Origin of the sequence: Streptomyces roseicoloratus (genome assembly GCF_004117935.1) — a bacterium.
GTDB classification, from domain to species: Bacteria; Actinomycetota; Actinomycetes; order Streptomycetales; family Streptomycetaceae; genus Streptomyces; species Streptomyces roseicoloratus.
The window spans coordinates 77,311-99,834 of sequence record NZ_SDOY01000113.1; the positions used below are offsets into that span (position 1 = coordinate 77,311).

Below are 22,524 nucleotides of genomic sequence, written 5' to 3' on the forward strand. Positions count from 1 at the left end.
GGGTACGTCAGGCCAGCAGTTCCCGGTACAGCGCCGCGTACCGGGCGGCGAAGCGCTCCGGACCGAAGCGCTCCTCCACCGCCGTCCGGCCCCGCTCGGCGAGCACGTCCCAGGACCTGGGCTGGTCGAGCAGCCACAGCAGCTGCTGCCCGGTGCGCCGGGCGTCGCCCGCCGGAGCCCGGAGCACCGCGTTGCCGAAGTCGGCGAACTGCGGCAGATCGCTGAGGATCACCGGCCGTCCGGTGGCCAGCGCCTCCAGCACGATCAGCGGGATGTCGGACCGCCCGCCGATCGCGGTCGGCGGGAACAGCAGCACGTGCGCCGAGGCGATCAGCTCCGGCATGTCCGGCACGTAGCCGCGCACCTCGACGTCACGCAGCCCGGCCGCACCGGCCCGCTCGCGCAGCGCCTCCTCCCGGGAGTGCAGGTCCTGACCCGGCCGGCCGCGCATCGCGAGGACGAGCCGGAACTCGGCACCCGCCCGCACGGCCTCGGCCGCCGCGTCGATCGCCGTCTCGGCGCCGCCCGCCGGATCGTGCCGCCCCGCGTACAGCACCACCGGCAGACCGCGCGGCCGGGGCCGTGACGGCCAGTGCTCCAGCGGGAGCATCGGCGGAATCACCCGTACGTCACCGAAGTCCGCGGCCCGCAGCCGCCGCGCCATCGACTCCGACAGGGCGACGGTGGTGCCCAGCGGCCGGGTCCGGGGCAGCAGCGCAGGTTCCGTCACGCCGGGCAGCGTGTGCACGACGGGCCGTGCACCGAGCAGCAGCGGACGCAGCCACGAGAACGCCGGGAAGGCCCGGCCGATCGTCAGGAACGCGTGCACCAGGTCGCAGCGCCGCGCGTACACCGCCCCGCCCAGCACCGACTGCACCCGCTCGGGCGTGCGCGGCCCGCCGTCCCGGGACGGCATCGGCACCGCGTGCCCGCCGTACGGGTGCGGCGGCGGCCGGCCGCGCCGGTGCGGCCACCGCGTGAACCAGGTGAACTCCACGTCGGTCAGCACGCCGAGCACGTCCGACGCGAGCCGCACGCCGGCGCCGTCCGCACCGTCCAGCGGACCGCCGGTGAGGAGCAGGACGCGCGGGCGGCGCGGGAACGTGCTCATCGCGACCCGCCCGGCGGGCGCGGCGGCCGGGGCACCCGGCCGTTCGCGGGCGCGGCCGGACGCCCGGAGCCCGTCACCGCCGGCCCGGAGACGGTCACGGCGGTCATGACGGGCCCCCGGCCGTCCGGGTCCACGCCTCGCGGACGCCGGCCGGCAGCAGATAGACCTCGGGGACGCGCGGGATCACCCCGCCCGGGAACAGCGTGTCCACCTGCGTCCGGTAGCCGCGGATCAGCTCGGCCTTCTCGTCGAGCCCCTCGCCGAGAGACGTCTCGGTCGCGTCGAGCGGGCCGGTGAAGTCCGGGTCGGGCGCCTCGTCCACGTTGTACGGGAAGTCGCTGTAGAACACGGCCGGCAGACCGCTCAGCACGGCGGCCGTGCGCACCAGCACGTGGTCGACGTGTCCGCCGACCGCGAGCGGCGCGAGCAGCACGCCCTGGCCCGGCTGCAGCAGTTCGCGGACGGTGTCGGTGACCCGGCGCACGGTCTCGGCGTCCCGCGGCGACACCCGGCCGCGCGACAGGTGCAGCCGGTTCGTCGGGTACACGTGGCCGAGCTCGGGCACCTTCCCCGCCACCCGACGGCGCAGGCGTCCCGGCGCCGGGACAGGGCGGAACAGCCCGTCCACGAACCCGGCGTGCACCCGCGCGACGCCCAGCCGGGCCAGCACCGCCGCGTCCTCGGTGCGCCGTTCCGCGTACAGCTCCTCGGCGTCCGTCCTGCCCGTCCGCCGCAGGAACCGGCGGCCCGCCCGTGTGTACGGCGGCGGCGCGCCCTCCGTGAACACCGTCATCACCGTCACCGAGGCGCGGGAGGAGCGCCGCCCGGGCAGCCGTGCGAGCAGTGCCCCGCAGGACAGCACGGCGTCGTCGAGATGCGGCGAGAGCACGAGCACGTGGCCGGAGCCCGCCGGCGCGGACAGGGCGGTCAGGGGATCGTCTGCCATCGTGCCCTCCGGTCCTTCCTCGGCCGGTGCGACCCGTGCGGGCTCTCCACGAGCCGACGGGTCAGCGCCAGATAGCGGTCCGTCACCTCGTCCCACGTGTAGCGCCGGGCGGCGAGACCGGCCTGCCGCCCGAGCCGCCCGCGCAGCGCGGGGTCCGTCGCGAGCGCCCGCATCCGCTCCCCGAACGCCGCCGTGTCGAACGGCGGTACGGCCACGTCCCCGCCGTCGCGCATCCAGCGCAGCGCCGGCAGGTCGAAGTGCAGCACGGGCTTGCCGTACGCCATGCTCTCCAGCGCCACCAGCCCGAAGGCCTCGTGGCGCGAGGGCAGCACCAGGAACGCGCTGTCGCGCAGCAGCCGCTGTCTGAGGTCCTCGTCCACATGGTCCAGCACCCGCACCGTCAGCTCGCGTCCGGCGAGGAGCTGTTCCAGTCTGCGCTCCTCGGCGGGCGTGCCGGAGCCGGCGAGCACCAGTTCCATCGGCGGCCGCGCCGTCTCGTAGGCGTCGAGCAGCAGGTCGAGTCCCGTGGTCCAGGTGTCCATCCGGCCCAGGAAGAGGATGAAGTCGCCGCTGCCGAGCCGGGCGTCGTCCAGCTGCCGCGGTTCCACGCCTCCGGCGATCACCTGCACGTCGGCGTGCGGGCTGAGCCGCCGCACCGCCGAGCCGTCGGCCTCGTCGGCCACGACGATGTAGCGGTAACAGCGCAGCCTGAGCCGCTCCACCAGGAAGAACGGCAGGTGGTAGCGGCGCCACATCGCCTCGGCACCGCGGTCCTGGTCGATGCCGACGACGGGCGCGCGCGACAGGAGCGGGAGAAAGCTCGTGGCGAACGGTGGTGTGAAGCTCTCCAGCCACGCGTCGTGCGGGATCCGGCGCGCCACGAACGGCAGCAGCGACCGGAACGCCAGCTGCCCGAGGCGCCGCCCCGCCCGGCGCACGGGGAGGCGTACGTAACGGACGCCCTGGCGGAAGCCGCCGCGGGCGTCCCGCCCCGCCGTCACCACCGTGACCTCGTAGTGCTCGGCGAGCCTGCGGGCCAGCCTGTCGACGACGAGCGCGCCTCCGCCGCCCCGGTCGGAATGGTCCCCGTCGTCGTAGACGGACAGCACGACGCGCTTGCGTGAGTCCGGGTCCCGGGCCGTCAGGCGCACGCGCCGGAGCACCTGTTCCAGCGCCGCGTCCGCGAGCGTCGCGGGCGCCGCCGGCCTGGTGACCCGGACCGTACGGGGCAGCAGGCCGGCCCACCGGTCGTACCCGGCCCGGCCGGCGGCCGACGGGCCCACGGCGGGTTCCCCGTCGCGGTCCTGCGGGGCTTCCGGAAGCAGCGTCAGGTCGTAGCGTCCCGCGGTCGCCGCGATGCGGCGGGCGGCGCCGTGGCCGGGCGGGAGGCCGAAGTCCACGAGACCGTCCAGCGGGCCGCGGTCGGTCAGGACGACCCGCACGCGGCCCCCGGCGACGGCCCGCACGAGGAGCCGGGCGGCCACGACCCGCAGCTTCAGCTCGCCCAGGTCCACGTACGGGTGGGCGCGGCGGGACCACGATCCCCGGCGCTCGGGACACGTGTCCCGCCGGCCCGGTCCGTCCGGTTCCCCCTCGTCCCTCACCCGCGGGGGAACCGGCGACATCCGGCACATCACACAGCCGTGGCCCCGTACGGTGGCCACCGCGAAGCCCCGCTGCCGCAGCAGCCCGGCGAGGGCGCGCACGAGCGGGCCCGTCGCGCCGCCGTCCGGCCCGGAGACGGCGACCAGCAGCGGCCCGCTCCGCCGCCCACGGTCCGGCACACGGGCCGCGGGGCCGCCCGGCGGCACGGGGGGCGGTGGGCCGGAGACGAACCTGGTCATGGCTCCCGACTCCTCACGCGCCCGTGCACGACGAGCGCCGCCTCCGGCGGCGCCGAGGCCGTGGCGGGGAACGCGGTGACGAGCGCCCGCTCCCCGCCTGTCAGGGCAGTCCGGCTCCGCGCCGGATGCCTCCGGCCGCCGGCGGCCCGGCCCGGGGGAGGCGCTTGCGCGGGCAGGACCGCGGCCGGGACGACGGAGGCGCCGGAACAGGAACCGGCTGCGCGCGGACTCCCGGACCGAGGGCCCGCGGCCGGCGGGGCGGAGGCCGGTGGGGCGGCGGTGCGCGGGGCGGAAGGCGGGGCGGTCATGGTCCTCACCCCACCGACGGGTTGCCCGGCGGACCGGTCAGGGAACGCAGCCCGTCACGCCGCGCCGGGGACATCCCGCCCGCCTGGTCCGTCCACGCGGCCGGCACCTCCACGACGTCGTGCCCGGCCTCGACGACATGGGCGAGGAGCTCGACGTCGAAGGCGAACCCGTCGATGTGGCAGTCGCGCACGATCTCCCGGGCGAGCGGTCCGGGGAAGCACGTGAACCGGCCCCGGGTGTCCGCGATCTCCGGCAGCGTCAGAGGGGCGAGCCCGCGGTACGGCGCACCGCCGCGCCGGCGGGTCGCGTCCCGCCGCACGGGCTGACGGGCGCCGGGCGGGTCCGAGGAGGCGACGACCGCGCCGTGGCCGGCGCGCAGCAGCGCGAGGGCCGGGTCGAGGGCCTCGATCCGCCGGGCGTTGTCGGCGTCGGCGAAGCCGACGAAGCGCGCCGACGAGGTCGCGATGCCGCGCCGGACGGCCGCGCCCTTGCCCCGCTCGCCGCGGCCGATCACGTGCAGGCCCACGGCGCGGCCCAGGGCGGAGGCGGCGAACCGGTCCAGGCAGTCCGGGGCGCCGTCCACGCTGTGGTCGTCGACGACCACCACGGCGGAGGACCAGGAGCGGCGGGCCAGGAAGCGCAGCGTGCGGGCCACGGTCGCCGGCAGCCGTTCGCGCTCGCCGAAAACCGGGACGATCAGCTCGAATTCGACCGCGGGCCGGTTCGGCGAGCGGGGTTCCCGGGCGTGCGCGGGGACGGCGGTCATCGCGCCTCGCCTCCTCGGGGCAGGGCGCGGCACACGGCTCGCGCGGGGGCACGGGTGATCGGGGAACGCGCGCGTACGGGCGCCGGGGCGGGGGCGCACACGGGGGCAGGCACCGGCGCGGGGAGGGGAGCCGGCGCGGAGGCGCGCACGGGCGCCGGGGCGGAGCCCGGTTCAGCGGCGGGTGCCGCGGCGGGGGCCGCCCGCGCACCGGCGAGTGCCCGGACGGTCACCGGCGCGGCGCCGTCGTACGGCGGAGGGACATCGGGGTGACCGGCGCGCGCCCGTGGCGGCGGACGGTGGCCGCGGGCCGCGGGGTCTCCGGCCGGTGGTGGGCCGGTCGGGCCCGCCGAGCCGCGGCGGGTTCCCGTGACGCGGGTGCGGGCGGCGCGGGAGCGCCGGCGGCGTGGGGCCGCGTGGGGGCGGTGGGTCTCGGTGCGGCGGCAGAGCCGGGCCGCGTCGCGCACACGGTCGGAGGCACGCCGGGCAGGGTGGGCCGGATGGGCCGGGTGCAAGGACCGTACGGCTGCCGCGGCCGGGCCGTGCCGGGACGTGCGCTCGCACGGTGAGCGGCGGCGCGCCTCGGCGCGGGGCCAGTCGGTCACCCGCCGCAGAGGATGCGGAGCGGGTGCCACCGGCACTCGGCTGGAGGCGAGGGAGGTCATGACGTACCTCTTCCGGCGGCAGACCCTGCCGAGGGGCTGCCGTGCGTTGCCGCGTGCAACGCACTGACTTCCACGCTTGCACCCGGTGTGGCCTCCGTCAACCGCTGACCGCGAGCGGGTTCACCCCGCCCGGATCCGCAGCGAGGGCCGGATCCTCAGCAGGGCGTTGTGCGGGCGTTCGCGGATCAGCGCACGGAGGATGCGGGAGCCGTCACGGACCGTGCGCGGGTGCGTCGGCGCGTGGTGGCGGGGGAGTTCGAGGCTCGGCACCTCGGCGACGCGCAGCCCGTAGTGGAGGGCGTGGGTGACGAGCTCGGCGCCGAGTTCCACGCCGTCCGGGCGCAGGTCGAGCAGGCCGAGGAATTCCCTGCGGAACGCGCAGAAGCCGTACCAGAGGTCCGTCAGGTGCTGGCCGTACAACTGCCGGGCGAGCCGCAGCAGGCTGCGGTGGCCCAGCCGCCGCAGCAGCGGGTAGTCGGAGAAGTCACCGCCCGCGATGAACCGCGATCCCTTGACGAAGTCGAAGCCGCTTTCCAGGTAGTGCAGGTAATGCGGGATCTCACGGGGCGACATGCTGCCGTCGGCGCCCATGAGCACCAGGTGGTCACCGGTGGCGGCGAGAAGTCCGGAGTGCGGGACGTCGCCCGCCGCGCGGTCCCACGGGCCGAGCCGTCGCACCGCGACACCCTCCGGAGCCGGCCCGGTGGCCTTCGCGTCTCCGCCGACCAGCACGACCTCCCGTACGGCGGGCGGCAGCTGGGCGAGCAGCCAGTCCGGCGCGCGGTCACCGGGCCGGAGCGCGACCACCAGGCTCACGGTACGGCTGCCCGGGGGCGGGATCCGGTCCGTCGCGCGGCGCATCGGATGCGGTTCCCCGTTCGTGGCACACATGGGTCGCCCTCGCCCTCGCCCTCCGGAATTCGGTGGACGCTTCTCAGGATCGGGCGGCCGGAGCATCCGGGTCAAGGAAGGAACCCGCGGCCGGTACGGGGACGGTACGGCGACGCGCACCGTGGCGCGGTGAAGGAACGCGGACGACAATGCGCGGCCGGGCATGCGCGGCGGAAGAATATGCGGAGCCCGGTGAAGGCATGTCCGCTCCGCGTCCTCGCGCGCGGGAATCGCGCGCACATCCCGCACGCCCCGGATCTCCGCCCGTTCGGCGGTCCGGGAAGCGCGGGATTAGAATCCCGACATGGCAGGGCGAATCGAGGACTACGCCCTCATCGGTGATCTGGAGACCGCCGCTCTCGTCGGGCGGGACGGCTCGGTCGACTGGTGGTGCGCCCCGCGGTTCGACTCGCCCGCCTGCTTCGCCGCCCTCCTCGGAGACGGCGGCCACGGCTGCTGGAGCCTCGCCCCGGTGGGCGGGCGGACGTGCAGCCGCAGGAGTTACCGCGGCGACACCCTCGTCCTCGACACCGTCTGGGAGTCCGTCGGCGGCACCGTACGCGTCACCGACTTCATGCCGCCCCGTCAGCGGGGGCCGCGGATCGTGCGGGTGGTCGAGGGGATCGCCGGACGCGTCGACATGCGCGGTGACCTGCGGGTCCGCTTCGACCACGGCAGTGTCGTGCCCTGGACGTACGCGTTGGACCGGCGCACCGTCGCCTCGGTCGCCGGCCCCGACGCGACGCGGCTGCACTGCGGGCCGGGTGCGGGCGAGCCCGTCCTCACCCGCGAGAGCACCCGCTTCGCCTTCCCCGTCGCGGCGGGACAGCGGGTCACCTTCGTCCTCGGCTGGCACCCCTCGCACGCACCCGCGCCGCCCGCCCCCGACGTGCCCGCCGCCCTCGGCCGCACGCTCGCGTTCTGGAACGACTGGGCGTCCGGGCTCTGTTACGAGGGCCCCGCGCGCGAGGCGGTGCTCCGGTCCCTCATCACCCTCAAGGCCCTCACCTACGAGCCCACCGGCGGCGTCATCGCCGCCGCCACCGCCTCGCTGCCCGAGTGCATCGGCGGCCGGCGCAACTGGGACTACCGCTTCTGCTGGCTGCGTGACTCCACCTTCACGCTCTCCTGTCTGCTGCGCAGCGGCTACCGCAGGGAGGCCCTGGCCTGGACCGACTGGCTGGTGCGCGCCGCGGCCGGAGCCCCGGCGGACCTCCAGCCGCTGTACGGGATCGCCGGGCAGCGCAGACTGCCCGAGACGGACGCCGACTGGCTTCCCGGCTACGAGAACTCACGCCCCGTCAGACTCGGCAACGCGGCCGTCGACCAGTTCCAGCTCGACATCTACGGCGAGGTGCTCAACACCATCTACTCGGCCGTCAGGACCGGCGTCGCACTCGACGAACACGTCTGGCGGCTGATGGCCGGCCTCCTCGAGTACGTCGGTCAGCGCTGGCGCGAACCCGACGAGGGGATCTGGGAAGTCCGCGGTCCCCGGCGGCAGTTCGTCCACTCCAAGGTGATGGCCTGGGTCGCCGCCGACCGCGCCCTCCGGCTCGCCCGGGTCGCGGGCCAGCGCGCCTCCGTCCGCCGCTGGCAGGCACTGCGCGCCGAACTCCGCGCCGAGATCTGCCGGTTCGGCTGGAACGAGGAGCGCGGATCCTTCACCCAGTTCTACGGCAGCCGCCGGGTCGACGCGACCGCCCTGCTCATCCCGCGCCTCGGCTTCCTGCCCGCCGACGACCCCCGCGTCCTGGGCACCGTCCGGGCCATGGCGGGCCTGACCGACCGGGGCTTCCTGCGCCGCTACGACGAGGTGTCCGACGGCGAGGTGCACGAGGTCGACGGCCTGGCCGGCGCCGAAGGGTCCTTCGTGGCCTGCACGTTCTGGTACGCCGACGCCCTCGCGCTCACCGGCCGCCCGGCCGAGGCCCGCACCGCCTTCGAGCGCGTCCTGGACGTCCGCAACGACGTCGGACTCCTCGCGGAGGAGTGGGACCCGCAGACCGGCCGTCAGCTCGGCAACACCCCGCAGGCGCTCAGCCACGTCGCCCTCGTCAACACCGCCTTCACCCTCGACGGCACCCGCCGCCGCGAACGCACGCCGGCCCGCCGCCCGGCCATGGCCTGACCCACCGGACGCCCCGCCCCCTGACCTGCGTCGTTCGGGTGCATCCAGCGGGCGACGGGAGGCGCGCCGGGGTCGAATGAGGCATGGCACTCTTCGACAGGCCCCGTACCGGCGGCTCCCCGCGGAGCGTCGCCGCCGGTGACACGTGGTGGTACGCCGCCGTCGCCGGTGAGGCCGCCGGATCGTTCAGCGCCCGGATCCGCATACGCATGCGGCGAGCCTGCCTCGCCGCGATCCTGCTGCTCACCCTCACCTATGCCGGACTGGTGCTCACCGCGACCGGCCGGCGCTGGGGAAACGCCGCCGTCGCCGGACGGCTCACCGACCCGGCCGTCGGCCGCTTCCTGAGCGAGCACCCCTCGCTGCAGGGCCTCGGTACCCTCTCGCTCGTCCTCGCCGTGCTCCTGCTGATCGCCGTCGGCGTGCTGCGCAAGCGGTACGCGCGCCTCGGTCTCGCCCTCGGCACCACGGCCGCCGCCCTGGCCGTCGCCGAGCTCCTCCAGCGCTACGCCCCGGGGCCCCGCTTCGTCACCGCCTCCGGCGTCGCCGTCGAGAGCGGCTTCCCCAGCAGCCCCGCCGTCCTGGCCCTCGGCACGGTCTTCGGTCTGCTCCTCGTCGTGCCGCACCGGCTGCGTTCCGCGGCCGTCAGCCTCGGCGCCCTCTGGGCGGTCGCCCTCGGTGCGCACTCCGTCGCCTCGGGTCACCACCGTCCCGGCGACGTCATCGCCGCGGACCTGCTCGTCCTCGCCGCCTTCGCCGCGACGGTCGCGCTCCTCGCCCGCAAGGGCAAGGTCCGGCCCGCCTACCGGCGCGGACTGCCCTTCCAGCGGTTCCTCCTCACCGTCCCGGTGGCGCTCCTGGCGATCGGCGGCCTCGCCGCCGGCGGGTACCTCCTCGGCGACTGCCTGCCGGGCACCGGGCCGCTCCCCGTCGAGCTGCCCCGGATCGCCCACCGCTGCGGCCAGGCCCTCGCCGCCGGTACCGGCGCCGCCACCGCCCTCGGCCTGCTCGGCCTGCTCCGCCGCGTCGACCTCGACCCGGCCTCCGCCCCGTACCGGATCGGCCACACCGTCCCCGGGGACCAGGACCCCTTTCCCGAGGAGCCCGATCACGAGATATCTTGATGTCGAGCAATCTTGCAGACGCAGACGCAGACGTGGAGCGGAGCACACCCGGTGACTGACTCGACCATCATCTACACGCACACTGACGAGGCGCCCGCCCTGGCGACCTACTCGTTCCTGCCCGTGGTCCAGGCCTACGCCTCGACCGCCGGCGTCAACGTCGAGACGCGTGACATCTCCCTGGCCGGGCGCATCATCGCCTCCTTCCCCGAGCGTCTCGAGGAGGGCCAGCGCATCGCCGACGCCCTCGCCGAGCTCGGCGAGCTGGCCAAGACGCCCGAGGCCAACATCATCAAGCTGCCGAACATCTCGGCCTCGATCCCGCAGCTGAAGGCCGCGATCGCCGAGCTCCAGGCGCAGGGCTACGCGCTCCCGGACTACCCGGACGACCCGAAGACCGACGAGGACAAGGACGTCCGCGCCCGCTACGACAAGGTCAAGGGCTCGGCCGTCAACCCGGTCCTGCGCGAGGGCAACTCCGACCGCCGCGCCCCCGGCGCCGTGAAGAACTACGCCAAGACGAACCCGCACCGCATGGGCGCCTGGACCGCCGAGTCCAAGACCAACGTCGCCACCATGAGCGCGGACGACTTCGCGTCCACCGAGAAGTCCGCCGTCATCGCCGAGGACACCACCCTCCGCTTCGAGCACGTCGCCGCCGACGGCACCGTCACCGAGCTGCGCTCGCCGCTCAAGGTCGTCGCCGGCGAGGTCGTCGACGCCTCCGTCATGCGCGCCGCCGCCCTGAACACCTTCCTCTCGGAGCAGGTCGCCCGCGCCAAGGCCGAGGGCGTCCTCTTCTCCGTGCACCTCAAGGCCACGATGATGAAGGTCTCCGACCCGATCATCTTCGGCCACGTCGTGCGCGCCTTCTTCCCGCAGACCTTCGCGAAGTACGGCGAGGTCCTCGCCGGCGCCGGCCTGTCCCCGAACGACGGCCTCGGCACCATCCTCAAGGGCCTGGAGGCCCTCCCGAACGGCGCGGAGATCAAGGCCTCCTTCGACGCCGAGATCGCCGAGGGCCCGGCCCTCGCGATGGTCGACTCCGACAAGGGCATCACCAACCTGCACGTGCCGTCCGACGTCATCGTCGACGCCTCGATGCCGGCCATGATCCGCACCTCCGGCCACATGTGGGGCCCGGACGGCCAGGAGGCCGACACCCTCGCCGTCCTCCCGGACCACTCCTACTCCGGTGTCTACCAGGCCGTCATCGAGGACTGCCGCGCCAACGGCGCCTTCGACCCGGCCACCATGGGCTCCGTCCCGAACGTCGGCCTCATGGCGCAGAAGGCCGAGGAGTACGGCTCCCACGACAAGACCTTCGAGATCGCCGCGGCCGGCACCGTCCGCCTCGTCGACCCGGCCGGCACCGTGGTCCTGGAGCAGGAAGTCGCCGAGGGCGACATCTTCCGCTCCTGCCAGACCAAGGACCTGCCGATCCAGGACTGGGTCAAGCTCGCCGTGACCCGCGCCCGTGCCACCGGCGCCCCGGCCGTCTTCTGGCTGGACGAGGAGCGCGGCCACGACGCCCAGATCATCGCCAAGGTGAAGCAGTACCTGCCGGAGCACGACACCGAGGGCCTGGACATCCGGATCATGTCCCCCGTCGAGGCCACCACGTTCTCCCTGGAGCGCATCCGCCGCGGCGAGGACACCATCTCGGTCACCGGCAACGTCCTGCGCGACTACCTGACCGACCTGTTCCCGATCCTGGAGCTGGGCACCAGCGCCAAGATGCTGTCGATCGTCCCGCTGATGGCGGGCGGCGGCCTGTTCGAGACCGGCGCCGGCGGCTCCGCGCCGAAGCACGTCCAGCAGCTCGTCAAGGAGAACTACCTGCGCTGGGACTCGCTCGGCGAGTTCTTCGCGCTGGCCGCCTCCTTCGAGCACCTGGCCACCACCACGGGCAACGCCCGCGCCCAGATCCTCGCCGACACCCTCGACCGCGCCACCGGCACCTTCCTCAACGAGGACAAGTCGCCCACCCGTCGCGTCGGCGGCATCGACAACCGCGGCAGCCACTTCTACCTGGCCCTCTACTGGGCCCAGGAGCTGGCCCGGCAGACCGACGACGCGGAGCTGGCCAAGGCCTTCGCCCCGCTCGCCGAGAGCCTCGCGGCCAACGAGCAGAAGATCGTCGACGAGCTGATCGCGGTCCAGGGCTCCCCGGCCGAGATCGGCGGCTACTACCAGCCCGACCCGGCCAAGGCCGCCGCCGTGATGCGCCCGTCCGCCACCTTCAACGAGGCCGTCGCGTCCCTCGCCTGATCCCGGGCGAACCCACCGCGACACCGGGACCGCCCCGGCCGGACACCCGTCCGGCCGGGGCGGTCCCGTCGAGGTCGTCCCGTCGGTGGCGCATCCGCCGAACGGGTGTGAATCTGGATGGATGAGCTGGGCATCATGGACGACCGCCGGTGTCTACACCGGGCGTGGCGGGGTGCTCACCGTCGAGGCCGGTGTCCTCACGGGCGACCTGACCGTGCACACCACCTACATCGACGGCGAGGCACGAGTGGCCGTGCAGTACAGCGGCGCATCCGACTGGTTCACCATGTCGGGCAGTCCGGTCCCCTGTGGATCCGAGGAGGAGAGCCGGGATCTCCACGACGCCGTCGTCGCGGCCGTACGGGCCGGGGCAGGCGCCACCGTGCCGACCCTTCCGCACCTCTCCGGCTAGAAAAAGTGTTGTCCCGGCCGCTCCCGCGGGTCTCCTCCACGCAACAGGAAACGGGACCCGAGGAGAGCAGGGGACATGCACGAAGACGAGCACCGCACCGCCGACCTCGTCGAAGCGGCGCGGGCGGGTGACGTGCGCGCCGAGGACGCGCTGGTACGGGCCTACATGCCGCTCGTCTACAACATCGTCGGCCGCGCCCTGGACGGCCACGCCGACGTCGACGACCTCGTGCAGGACACGATGGTCCGGGCCCTCGACGGGCTGCCCGCGCTGCGCGACCCGGCCCGCTTCCGCTCCTGGCTCGTCGCCATCGCCATGAACCGCGTACGGCGCCGCTGGCGGGAGAACCGGCAGGCGCCGCTGCCCGGCCTCGACCGGGCCGCGGCCCTCGCCGACCCCGCCGGTGACTTCACCGGCCTCGCCATCCTGCGGCTCGGCCTCACCGGGCAGCGCCGCGAGGTCGCCGAGGCCACCCGCTGGCTCGACGAGGACGACCGCGAGGTGCTCTCCCTGTGGTGGCTGGAGGCCGCGGGCGAACTGAGCCGCGCCGAACTGGCCGCCGCCCTCGACATTCCGCCCCGGCACGCCGCCGTCCGCGTCCAGCGCATGAAGGAGCGCCTGGAGACCGGCCGCGCCGTCGTGCGCGCGCTCGCCGCCGTACCGCCCTGCCCGGGCCTGGCCGGCGCCACCGCCACCTGGGACGGCCGGCCCTCGCCGCTCTGGCGCAAGCGACTGGCCCGCCACCTCGACGCGTGCCCGCACTGTGCCCCCAGCCGCTCCGGCCTCGCACCCGCCGAGGGCCTGCTCGTGGGCCTCGCCCTGGTCCCGCCGCTGCTCGCCTGGGCGGGCCGGGGGAGCGGGGCGCCGGGCCTGGAGACCGCCGCGGCGACGGTGCCGGGCGACGGGGCTGCGCCGGGTGCCGCCGCCCCGGCGGGCGCGGATCCCGCCGGCCCGGTCTCCACAGGAGCGGATCCCGCCGGCGCGGGCGTCACCGGCGCCGTTCCCTCCGGCGGCGGCTCGGCCGCCGTGCCGGCCGGCTCCGGCCTCGCCGGGCGTCCCGGGCTCCTCGTCGTCGGCGGCGCGGTCGTCGCCCTGGGAGCGGCGCTGCTGCTGCTCGTGCCGAGCGGCCCCGCCGACCGCACGCTGGCGCAGCCGTCCGTCACCCCACCGGCCGCTCCCGTCGCCACCCGGACCATGGCACCGCCGCCCTCGCCCTCGCCGACGCCCTCGCCCACCCCGAGCCGCACCACGGCGCCCCGGCCGAGCACCGAGGAGCAGGTCACCCGGATCGTCAACCGGCACCGGGCGGCGGCCGGGTGCGGGCCGCTGCGGGCCGAGCCGCGGCTCACCGCCGTGGCCCGGGCGTTCGGGCAGGACATGGCCGAGCGCCGCTACCTCTCCCACATCGACCCGGAGGGCACCGACTCGGGCACCCGCCTGACGGCCGAGGGCTACTCCTGGAGCGCCTGGGCGGAGAACCTCGCCCAGGGACAACGGGCCCCCGCGTCCGTCGTCGCCTCCTGGATGGCCGACCCGCCGCACCGCGCGAACCTGCTCGACTGCCGCTACCGGCACACCGGCGTCGCCGCGGTGCCCGGCCCCGACGGCACGATCTGGGTCCAGGAGCTCGCCGCCCCGGGGCGTTCCTGAGGGCGGCGGGGCATCCGGCCGGTGGGTCAGCGGCGCCTCGCGAAGTCCTGGACCCACCAGGGCCCGTTCCCGTTCATGTTGACGCCGACGCCGACGTCCTCGAACGAGCAGTTGAGGATGTTCCTGCGGTGGCCCTCGCTGTTCATCCACTCGTCCACCGCGTGCGCGGGCTCGTGCGGGCCGCGGTGGATGTTCTCGCCCCACGACGCCCAGAGGTAGCCGGCCGCCGAGATCCTGGCGCCCGCGTCGCGCCCCCGCCGGTCGGAGTGCGCGTAGTAGTCGTGCTCGGCCATGTCGTCGGCGTGGCGCTGCGCCGCCGCCTTCAGCCGGGCGTCGGACCGCAACGGGCCGCAGCCCGCCTTCCTCCGCTCGGCGTTGACGAGGGCGATCACCTCGGAGACGTACCGTGCGGCGGAACCCGCCGCCCGCGGCGCGGCCTCCACCGCCGCCGCGGGTGCCGCGGGCAGCACGGCCGGGTCACGTCCCGCCACGGCACGCGACTCCGCGCCCGCCGCGCCCGCCTGCGTCATCGCGTACAGCCCCGTCGCCACCGTCAGCGCCGTCGCCAGCGCGCCCGCGACGGCCACCGTCGTACGGAAGGACGGCCCGCCCCTGACGTCCGCGGCGGCGTCCCGGCCAGGGAACCGCGGGCGGAACGGCCGGCGGACGGACCGGGGGCGGCGGAGCGGAGCGCGGACGGACCCGAGGAGCGGGCCGCCCGCCCGGTGCCGTCCGCCCGCGGTCCGCCCGCGGCCGTCCTCCGGGGCAAGGGCCGCGTCGTGCGTGTCGTGCTGCATGGAGCTCCGCTCTCTCGTCCGCTCGTCGTCGGGGCCGCCGGCGTCCGGGTGCCGAGGAGGCCACCGGGGCGACGGCGGTCATACTTTCCGTCCGCGGAGAGCGCGACACCCCTCGTCAATCCCGTGGGTCAACATCCTGCGGCACCACCGCCACGGGGCACGGCGCCAGGTGCAGCGCCGCGTGCGCCACCGAGCCGATCCGCCCGCCGAGCGCCCCGCGCCGCGCCCGCCGCCCCACCACGAGCAGCTGCGCCGCGCCGGAACCCGACAGCAGCACCTGACCGGCGCTGCCCAGCTCGACGTGCTCGGTCACCGGGACGTCGGGGTGGCGCTCCCGCCACGGCGCCAGGGCCTCGCGCAGCGCCTTCTCCTCGTACGGCACGAGTCCGCCGGCCTCGTCGGCCAGCATCAGCGAGGACGGGCTGTACGCGTACAGCGACGGCAGGCTCCAGGCCCGCACCGCCCGTACGGACGCACCGCGCGCCGCCGCCGTCTCGAAGGCGAAGCGCAGGACGGCGGCGCTGTCCTCCGGACTGCCGTGCTGGCCCACCAGGACCTCCCCGGCGGGCGGTTCGGCCGGCGCGCCGTCGCGGGAGCGGACCGCGACGACCGGCACCGTGGCGGCGGCGATGACCTGCTGCCCGTACGAGCCGAGCAGGAAGCCCGTCACGGCGCCGTGGCCGCGCGAGCCGAGGGCGAGCAGTTCGGCCCGCCCGGTGGTGCCGAGGAGCGCGGACACCGGAGTGTCGCCGACGAGCTCGATGCTCAGCGGGACGTCCGGGTAGCGCTCGGTCAGCGTCGCCTCGGCCGCGCCCAGCACCTCGCGGGCGGCCCGCTGCTGCGCCGACGGGTCCTGGGCCAGCGGCAGGTCGAGGGGCTCCCAGCGCCAGGCGTGCACGAGTCGCAGCGGGAGGTCCCGGTGCAGTGCCTCGCGCGCGGCCCAGTCCGCCGCGGCCAGGCTCTCCGGGGAACCGTCCACTCCCGCGACGATCTCACGACTCATCAGGATGCCTCCGTCCGTTCGGTTCGGCGGCCGGCCGGTCGGCGCGGCCGCCTCCTCCAGCTTGGCGCCGGAGGGCCGCCCGGGTACAGGGCCGGAGGTCCCGATCCGGGGCGCCGCGGGCCTCGGTACGCCCGGTGATCACGACGGGACGGACCCCGGGCCGGCCGAGGGCGGCGGCGTGGTGATTACGCCGGAAGGGTGAGGCGGGCGTGGGTGCCGTTCAGGTAGTGGTCACCGATGTCGCGGAGCCGGTGGTCCGGCGGCACCGCGGCGGTGAGCGCGCGGACGTTGCGCCAGAAGCGGTCGAAGCCCGGACCGGGGCCGGTGCCGTACGGGTCGGCGGCGGCCGGGTCCACGAGCTGGAGGACCCGTGTGGTGACGTCCAGGGCCACCCGGTGGGCGACCGTCTCCGCCGCGGCGACGAGCACGGCGATGTCGGAGCGCTCCTCGACGTCCAGGAAGGACCCGGCGAGCAGCCCGCGGGCGAGGGCGTCGGTCGCCCGCTCGACCACCGCGGCGGCGGCGTGCGCGGCCGTCGCCAGCTCCCCGTAGGAGCGCAGGAGATACGGGTCGTCCCCGGCGTGCGCGGACGAGGGGCCGTACGGTCCCGCCGCCGGGCCGCCGGCGTGGGTCGCGGCGGCCTGTCCGGCGCGGCTGACGTCCCGGGCCTCGGCCAGCGCGCCCTCGGTGACGCCGAGGGCCACGTGCACGAGCAGCAGCCGCAGCGCGAGCGGCGCGAGCGTCGGGTAGGGGGTGACGGCGTGCTCGTCGCGGGGCAGCGCGCCGAGCACCTGGTCGGGCGCGACCGGCACCCGGTCGAAGCCGACGGTGCCCGCGCCGGCAAGCCGCTGGCCCACCCGGTCGGGGTACGGATCGGTGCGCACGCCCGGGTGCGCCGGGTCGACGAGGACGAGCAGCAGGTCGCCCGACTCCGTACAGCGGGTGCCGACGACGAGCCGGTCGGCGACCGTGACACCGGAGGCGAAGGCCCGCAGTCCGTCGAGTACGTGGGCTCCGCCGCCGGCCGGGGTGAGCGCGAGCCCGTCGCGGTCCGGGTCGGCACCGCCCGGTTCGACGGCGCCGGCGAGCAGCCAGCGTTCCTCGGCGGTGCGGGCGTCCAGGCCGGGCGTGCGCGCCGCCGGGCCGAGGAAGCGGGTGGTCCAGGACAACACGCAGTGGTGGGCGAGGAGTTCGCCCACGGAGCCGTCGGCGGCCGAGATCTCCCGGATCACCCCGCAGGCCGTACGCCAGTCGGCGCCGCTCCCGTGCGGTCCCGGCGCGGTGAGGAGGGCCGGCAGACCCGCCTCCTGGAGCCGGGCGACCTCGTCGAACGGAGCCCTGACCGCCCGGTCGCGGGATATCGCGTCGGCGGCCAGGTCGTCGGCGAGCTCACGGGTGACGCGCCGCCAGGTCTCGTCGGCGGGGCGGTCGGCCGGGTGGGCGTCGCGCCGTCCGGGCGGGCGGTCGCGGGGACCGCGGGGCGGCACCACGGGGGGACCGCCGGGCGGCACGACGGGGGGACGCGTGGACTTCTTCGACGTACTCACGGCACCTCACATGATCCCTAGTATCCCCACTGGAATAGTAGGGATACTGTCAGAGGGCATGCCCGCACCCCAAGGGCCGTCCGCATCACGGGCAATGACGTCTCGTCAGCTGGACGCCGCCGAGGGCATGGCGACCGGGCTCGACGCCCGGCGGCGTCCGGTCGGGCCCGACGCCCGGCGGTCGACGCGGCGCCCGGCCCTCAGCCGAAGCGGCGGCCCGCCAGCGGTTCCGTGGCGTCGCCGCCGCCCGCCCTGACCCCGCGCAGGAACGCCTCAAGGGCCTCCACCGAGGTCCTGGCCGGCGTCCACTCCAGGTCGCGCCGCGCCCGCTCCGTCGCCATCAACGGCAGCCGCAGCACGGCGTCGAACAGGTCGGGCGAGGCCGGAACCGCCCGCATCCGCCAGGCCGTGGCCAGCGCGCCACGGACCGCCGAGCTCGGCACCCTCACCGGGCGCGCGGCGAACATCCCGCCCAGCACCTCGGCGTCGACCACCGGGTCCGCCGCCAGGTTGAACGCGCCCCGGACGTCCCGGAGCAGGGCCCGCAGATAGGCGTCGGCCGCGTCGTCCGTGTGCAGGACCTGGAAGCGCAGTCCGTCCGGATCGGGAACCAGCGGCAGCAGGTCGGGCCGGAAGAGCTGACCCGGCAGCCAGCGGCCCGCGAAGATCCGCCGCTGCTCGCTCGCCGACTCCTCCTTGAACAGGAAGCCCGGCCGCATCCGCACCACCCGGGTCTGCGGATGGTCGCGCTCGAAGACGTCCAGGAGCCGCTCCACGTAGGCCTTCTCGCGGGTGTACGCCGCCCCCGGCCAGCCGTGCGTCGGCCAGGACTCCGACACGGGCGCGCCGTTCCCGGGCCCGGGGGAGTAGGCGCCGACCGACGAGGCGCAGACCAGGACCGGGACGCGCGCCGCCGCCACCGCGTCGAAGACCCGTACCGAACCGAGGACGTTGCTCTGCCACGTGGTCGCCGGATCGTGGGTGGGCTGGAAGCGCCAGGCCAGATGGACCACGGCGTCGGCGTCCGCCACGTACCGGGCGAGCCTCGCCTCGTCGCCCTCCAGCGACAGGTCCACCTCCGCCCACTCGGTCTTCGCGAGGGTCAGCGGTGGCCGGCGCCGCGACAGGCCGAGCACCGACGCCACGCGGGGCTCGCGCTCCAGGGCGCGCATCAGGCTCGTCCCCACGTTGCCGGTGGCACCGGTGACGACCACGCGCAGCCGCTCGCTCGGGTTCATGTCTCGACCTTCCGTCATCGTCGCCGCCCGCGCACGCGGGGGCACCCGGACGCGGAAGGGCCCCCGGGGTGCGACCCTCACCCGGACGTCACCGTCGGTGACGGCATGGCTCGCGCTTGTGAGCATGTGCACCCACGATGGAGGGATCGTACGAGGGGGGTCAGGCCGTACAGGAGGACCGGATGCTGCTCCCCGACCGCAACACGATCGACCGTCTGCTGCGAAGCTACCGCTCGCAGGAACGGCTGGTCCTGGCACGGCCGTACGACGTGCCGGCCCGCAGGCGGTTCGAGGACACCGCTTACACGCTGTGCGTCCTCATGGGGGAGCGCACCGCACGCGAAGCCGTCCGCGCCGCCGAGCGCTACACGGCGGAGCGCCCGCCCGCCACGGCGCAGCGCTAGTGGACCGTGCCCTGGAGGGCGTCCGCGGAGGGCTCCGCCCGGTGCTCTTCCCGGAGGCCCTCCAGGGCGGTTCGACGGGACCGTGCCGGGTAGCCGCCGGTGGTCGGGGCGGACGGCGGCCGGACGTGCCCACGGGCGGGAGGTGGCAGCGATGGACGGCGCCCAGCTTTCACCCCGCGAGCGGCGGATCCTCGCGGAGATCGAGGCAGGTCTCGGAGCGGACCACGGACTCGCCCGGGCCCTCGGTTCCCCCCGGCGCCGGCGGCAGCGCCGGCCCGGCGCGCGCCGGCTCGCCGGCCTCGTTACCGCCCTGCTCGGGCTCGTGGCGCTCCTGCTGCTCGTGTCGGCCGTGGCGACCGAGTCCCCGGCCCTCATCTGGAGCTTCGCCGTCGTCTGGGTCCTGATCCTGGTCTGTCTCCTGCGTCTGCTGGTCCGCTGGTCGCGCCGCCACCTCACCGGAGACGAACGGCTCCGCCCCGCCGACGACGACCTCGGCCCGACGGGCCCACCGGGCCCACCGGGCCCGACCGGTCCGACGGGCCCCGCCGGTCCGTCCGGCGCGCCGTAGCAGTCGTCCGGCCGGGCGCGGCGGGGCGTCGCGGGCGTCCCGTCCGCCGTGGGACGCCGCTACTGGTGGGCCGTGCCGAGCCCCGGCCGCCCCTGCCCCTCAGTTGCCGCGCGCCCCGAAGCGCCGCCACAGCCACAGCGAGAGCGCCGCGCCGAGGGCCGAGCCCACGAGGGCCAGCGGCAGGCCGGCCGCGGGGCCGGAGGGCGCCGCCCTCCCGGGTGCGTTCTCCGGGTCGGTCGTGTGCGCACCCGTCCGCGCGATCGGCTTCGTGCCGCCGGTCGAGGCCATCAGCCGCAGCGCGTCACCCGATTCGGGACCGGCCTGCGCCCGCACCTCCGACGGCCGCGGTTCGTGCCCCCGCGCCCCGCCGTCCGCCTGCTCGCGGGTCCGTACCTGCTCCTTCGCCGGTGCCTCGCGCCGCTCCTTCCCCGGCAGCAGCGATCCGACCGGCCGTACCCGGCCCGCGGCGGCGAAGCCCCAGTCGAGCAGCCGCCTGGTCTCCTCGTACACCGCGAAACCGCCGCCGGACTGTGGGTTCATCACCGACACCACCAGGGTCCGGTCCCCGCGTCTGGCCGCGGAGATGAGCGTGTTGCCCGCGTTCGTCGTGTAGCCGTTCTTGACGCCGATCAGTCCCGGGTAGCGGGCCACGCCGTTCTCGCCGGTGAGGAGTCGGTTGGTGTTGGCGATGCCGTACGACCACGAGCCGGCCGGGAAGTCGGCGTACCGCGTCGAGCAGTAGCGGGTGAACTGCGGGTCCTGCAGCCCCGCCCGCCCGAAGACCGCCAGGTCGTACGCCGACGAGACCTGGCCCGGCGCGTCGTAGCCGTCCGGGGACACCACGCGTGTGTCGCGGGCGCCGAGGGCGCGGGCCTTCTCCTGCATCTTCCGGGCCATCGACTTCCAGCCGCCGTTCATCGCGGCGAGCACGTGCACGGCGTCGTTGCCCGAGCTGAGGAACACTCCGTTCCACAGATCGGACACCTTGTAGGTGTAGCCCTCCTTCACGCCCACCAGGCTGCTGCCCTCGCCGATGCCGGTCAGTTCCGCGTCCTCGACCGTGTGGCGCTCGTCGGGGTCGTGGTGCGGCATCGCCGTGAGGGCGAACAGCGCCTTCAGGGTGCTGGCGGGCGGCAGCGGTTTGTGGGCGTCGCGCGCGGCGAGGACCTCGCCCGTCGACGCGTCGGCCACCACCCAGGAGAGCGCGGAGACCGACGGCAGCGCCGGCGCGCCGCGCAGCGGCTGCACCTGCACCCCTGGGCGGTCGAGCCGCGTCCGGTCCACGAATCGACGCGCGGGCGGGGTGGGCTCCGCAGGGCCCGCGGCAGGAAGCGCGGGCGCGGCGGCGTCGACGCGCGGGGCGGAGTGCCCGGCCGGGGCGAGGTGCCCGGCCGGGACGGGGCGGGCGGCCGAGCCCGGCTGTGCGGCCCGGGCAGCGCGGACGGACGGGGCGGCGGAGGCCGCCGGGGCGACGAGCGGGACCGGCAGGGCGAGCAGCAGCGCCGCGGCGCCGACGGCGGTATGACGGACAGCTGGCGTGACGATCATTCAGCCACCCTAGGAACGCGGCTCCCGCACCGCAGATCACAGTGCGCCGACCGGCGTAGCCGGCGTGTCGGACGGCGTCACGCCGTCCGGCCCCCGGTGCGTCCGTCCGCGCCGGTGAGGGCCCGGCCGGACCGCCGGAGCGACGGGGCCTCCTCGTGACGTGGTCTCACTCCCGCATCGCAGCAGGCCCGTTGCCCTCGCCGACGCCGCACCGGCCACGCCCGAACACCAGATCGTCTGCGGCGGCGCCGTCCTCGCTCACCGTCTCGCGACCGAGCTCCACGAGATGTACGGCGAGCGCGTCCGGGTTCACCCTGCTCGTCCCCGGGGCGGCACGCCCGCCCCGCCTCTGCCGGCCGGAGCGGGGTGGCCGTACCGGGCCGCCGTCCCGGGCCGAGTGCGTGCCTCAGCGCCGGGCCCGGGCGGACGGCCGTCTCACCGGGCCCTGCCCCGTTCTGCGGCGGGGGAGGCCCGGAGCGCCGCCACCAGGCGCAACAGATGCGCCTCGTTGCCGGAGAGCCCCGCCTCCCGCAGGGCTGCGTCCGCCTCCGCCATCGGATGCGTCAGCATCGCCGCGGCGTACGGCTCGAGACGCGGGTCGGAGAGCACGGCCTGGGTGGATTCGAGCAGCCGGAGATAGGCCTGGGCTGCGGCGCGCTCGCGGCCGGTGACGGTCGTCATGTCGGGCTCCCTCTCGACGGTCTGAGGCTGTCTCGTCCTACCCTCTCGCACGGGTCTGACAGTGGGCCCGAACCCGGCCCGCCGGGGCATGTCGGACGCGCCCCCGGACCCGTTCCACCCGTGCGTCCGTCGCCCGCCGTCAGCTGTCCAGATGCGCGGCCAGCCTTTCCAGGAACACCCGCTGCCCCGCGACCAGGAGCGGCTCCGCCTGCCCCGGGCCGAACCAGCCGACGCGGTCGATCTCCGGGAACTCCCGCCACACGCCCGAACCCCGCGGCCACTCCATGGTGAACGTCCCCGGCACCACCAGCTCCGGGTCCAGATCGCCCTCCAGCGCCCACACGGTGACGAGCTTTCCGTTCTTCTGCCGGTTCTCGCCGAGCGCGATCCACTCGCCGTCGGGGGCGGCCAGCCCCAGTTCCTCCTCGAACTCCCGGCGCGCGGCAGCCCGCGGCTCCTCTTCGGGCTCGTACTCGCCCTTGGGGATCGACCACGCGGCCTCGTGGCGCGCGGCCCAGAGAGGGCCGCCCATATGGCCGATGAGCACCTCCACGGTGCCGTCAGGCGACCGTCGGAAGAGAAGGAGACCGGCGCTGCGCTTCCCGTGCATACGGCTCAGTG

Annotated in this window: 20 protein-coding genes; 7 read left to right on the forward strand and 13 right to left on the reverse strand. The window is 75.7% G+C overall.

Features of this window, described 5'->3' with window-relative positions; all coding sequences use genetic code 11:
* Positions 1-7 precede the first annotated feature (7 nt).
* From ESG85_RS14530 to ESG85_RS14555, 5 genes are all read right to left on the reverse strand, one after another.
* A complete protein-coding gene (locus ESG85_RS14530; RefSeq protein WP_128979298.1) occupies positions 8-1,111 on the reverse strand; it encodes a glycosyltransferase family 4 protein in 1,104 nt (367 codons plus the stop codon).
* A gap of 103 nt (positions 1,112-1,214) precedes the next feature.
* Positions 1,215-2,057: a PIG-L deacetylase family protein gene (locus ESG85_RS14535; RefSeq protein ID WP_128979300.1), complete on the reverse strand. Its 843-nt coding sequence runs from the start codon at positions 2,055-2,057 to the stop codon at positions 1,215-1,217.
* Positions 2,039-3,901 (reverse strand): glycosyltransferase family 4 protein, encoded by a 1,863-nt coding sequence (locus ESG85_RS14540; RefSeq protein WP_128979302.1) that lies wholly within the window; start codon positions 3,899-3,901, stop codon positions 2,039-2,041. The genes ESG85_RS14535 and ESG85_RS14540 overlap by 19 nt, the downstream gene beginning before the upstream one ends.
* A 313-nt stretch (positions 3,902-4,214) precedes the next feature.
* Entirely contained in the window at positions 4,215-4,976 is a 762-nt protein-coding gene (locus tag ESG85_RS14545; protein ID WP_128979304.1) for a glycosyltransferase, read from the reverse strand.
* A gap of 782 nt (positions 4,977-5,758) precedes the next feature.
* Complete coding sequence (locus ESG85_RS14555) at positions 5,759-6,499, reverse strand: glycosyltransferase (protein ID WP_246095023.1); 741 nt, start codon at positions 6,497-6,499, stop codon at positions 5,759-5,761.
* A 334-nt stretch (positions 6,500-6,833) separates the two neighbouring features.
* On the opposite strand from ESG85_RS14555, the gene ESG85_RS14560 reads away from it, so the two are divergent.
* From ESG85_RS14560 to ESG85_RS14580, 5 genes are all read left to right on the forward strand, one after another.
* On the forward strand, positions 6,834-8,660 hold the full coding sequence (locus ESG85_RS14560) for a glycoside hydrolase family 15 protein (protein ID WP_128979308.1): 1,827 nt from the start codon (positions 6,834-6,836) through the stop codon (positions 8,658-8,660).
* A gap of 83 nt (positions 8,661-8,743) precedes the next feature.
* Positions 8,744-9,784 (forward strand): phosphatase PAP2 family protein, encoded by a 1,041-nt coding sequence (locus ESG85_RS14565; RefSeq protein WP_128979310.1) that lies wholly within the window; start codon positions 8,744-8,746, stop codon positions 9,782-9,784.
* Positions 9,785-9,835: 51 nt separating this feature from the next.
* Entirely contained in the window at positions 9,836-12,055 is a 2,220-nt protein-coding gene (locus ESG85_RS14570; protein ID WP_128979312.1) for an NADP-dependent isocitrate dehydrogenase, read from the forward strand.
* A gap of 121 nt (positions 12,056-12,176) precedes the next feature.
* Complete coding sequence (locus ESG85_RS14575) at positions 12,177-12,467, forward strand: hypothetical protein (protein ID WP_128979314.1); 291 nt, start codon at positions 12,177-12,179, stop codon at positions 12,465-12,467.
* A 75-nt stretch (positions 12,468-12,542) separates the two neighbouring features.
* Positions 12,543-14,117: a sigma-70 family RNA polymerase sigma factor gene (locus ESG85_RS14580; RefSeq protein ID WP_128979315.1), complete on the forward strand. Its 1,575-nt coding sequence runs from the start codon at positions 12,543-12,545 to the stop codon at positions 14,115-14,117.
* 26 nt (positions 14,118-14,143) lie between these two features.
* Here the strand turns inward: ESG85_RS14580 and ESG85_RS14585 are convergent, their stop codons facing one another.
* The 4 genes from ESG85_RS14585 to ESG85_RS14600 all read right to left on the reverse strand — a co-directional run bounded on the left by ESG85_RS14585 (position 14,144) and on the right by ESG85_RS14600 (position 18,702).
* Positions 14,144-14,914, reverse strand: a complete 771-nt coding sequence (locus tag ESG85_RS14585; protein ID WP_246095025.1) for a CAP domain-containing protein — start codon at positions 14,912-14,914, stop codon at positions 14,144-14,146.
* A 115-nt stretch (positions 14,915-15,029) separates the two neighbouring features.
* A complete protein-coding gene (locus ESG85_RS14590) occupies positions 15,030-15,917 on the reverse strand; it encodes a universal stress protein (RefSeq protein WP_128979316.1) in 888 nt (295 codons plus the stop codon).
* A gap of 185 nt (positions 15,918-16,102) precedes the next feature.
* Complete coding sequence (locus ESG85_RS14595) at positions 16,103-17,464, reverse strand: acyl-CoA dehydrogenase family protein (RefSeq protein ID WP_246095027.1); 1,362 nt, start codon at positions 17,462-17,464, stop codon at positions 16,103-16,105.
* A gap of 200 nt (positions 17,465-17,664) precedes the next feature.
* Entirely contained in the window at positions 17,665-18,702 is a 1,038-nt protein-coding gene (locus tag ESG85_RS14600) for an NAD-dependent epimerase/dehydratase family protein (protein ID WP_128979317.1), read from the reverse strand.
* Positions 18,703-18,884: 182 nt separating this feature from the next.
* Between ESG85_RS14600 and ESG85_RS14605 the strand changes: the two genes are divergently transcribed.
* Together ESG85_RS14605 and ESG85_RS14610 are read left to right on the forward strand one after the other, a co-directional pair.
* Positions 18,885-19,106 (forward strand): DUF5133 domain-containing protein, encoded by a 222-nt coding sequence (locus ESG85_RS14605; RefSeq protein ID WP_128979318.1) that lies wholly within the window; start codon positions 18,885-18,887, stop codon positions 19,104-19,106.
* Between the two features lie 151 nt (positions 19,107-19,257).
* The gene (locus ESG85_RS14610) at positions 19,258-19,674 is read left to right on the forward strand and encodes a DUF3040 domain-containing protein (RefSeq protein WP_128979319.1); all 417 of its coding nucleotides are present in this window, start codon (positions 19,258-19,260) and stop codon (positions 19,672-19,674) included.
* Between the two features lie 99 nt (positions 19,675-19,773).
* Here ESG85_RS14610 and ESG85_RS14615 read toward each other — a convergent pair whose 3' ends face one another.
* The 4 genes from ESG85_RS14615 to ESG85_RS14625 all read right to left on the reverse strand — a co-directional run bounded on the left by ESG85_RS14615 (position 19,774) and on the right by ESG85_RS14625 (position 22,513).
* A complete protein-coding gene (locus ESG85_RS14615) occupies positions 19,774-21,222 on the reverse strand; it encodes a D-alanyl-D-alanine carboxypeptidase family protein (RefSeq protein ID WP_128979321.1) in 1,449 nt (482 codons plus the stop codon).
* Between the two features lie 166 nt (positions 21,223-21,388).
* Positions 21,389-21,535 (reverse strand): hypothetical protein, encoded by a 147-nt coding sequence (locus ESG85_RS35485; protein WP_219825194.1) that lies wholly within the window; start codon positions 21,533-21,535, stop codon positions 21,389-21,391.
* A gap of 122 nt (positions 21,536-21,657) precedes the next feature.
* A complete protein-coding gene (locus ESG85_RS14620) occupies positions 21,658-21,903 on the reverse strand; it encodes a hypothetical protein (RefSeq protein ID WP_128979323.1) in 246 nt (81 codons plus the stop codon).
* A 139-nt stretch (positions 21,904-22,042) separates the two neighbouring features.
* Positions 22,043-22,513, reverse strand: coding sequence for an NUDIX hydrolase (locus ESG85_RS14625; protein WP_128979325.1), 471 nt, complete (start codon positions 22,511-22,513; stop codon positions 22,043-22,045).
* Positions 22,514-22,524 lie beyond the last annotated feature (11 nt).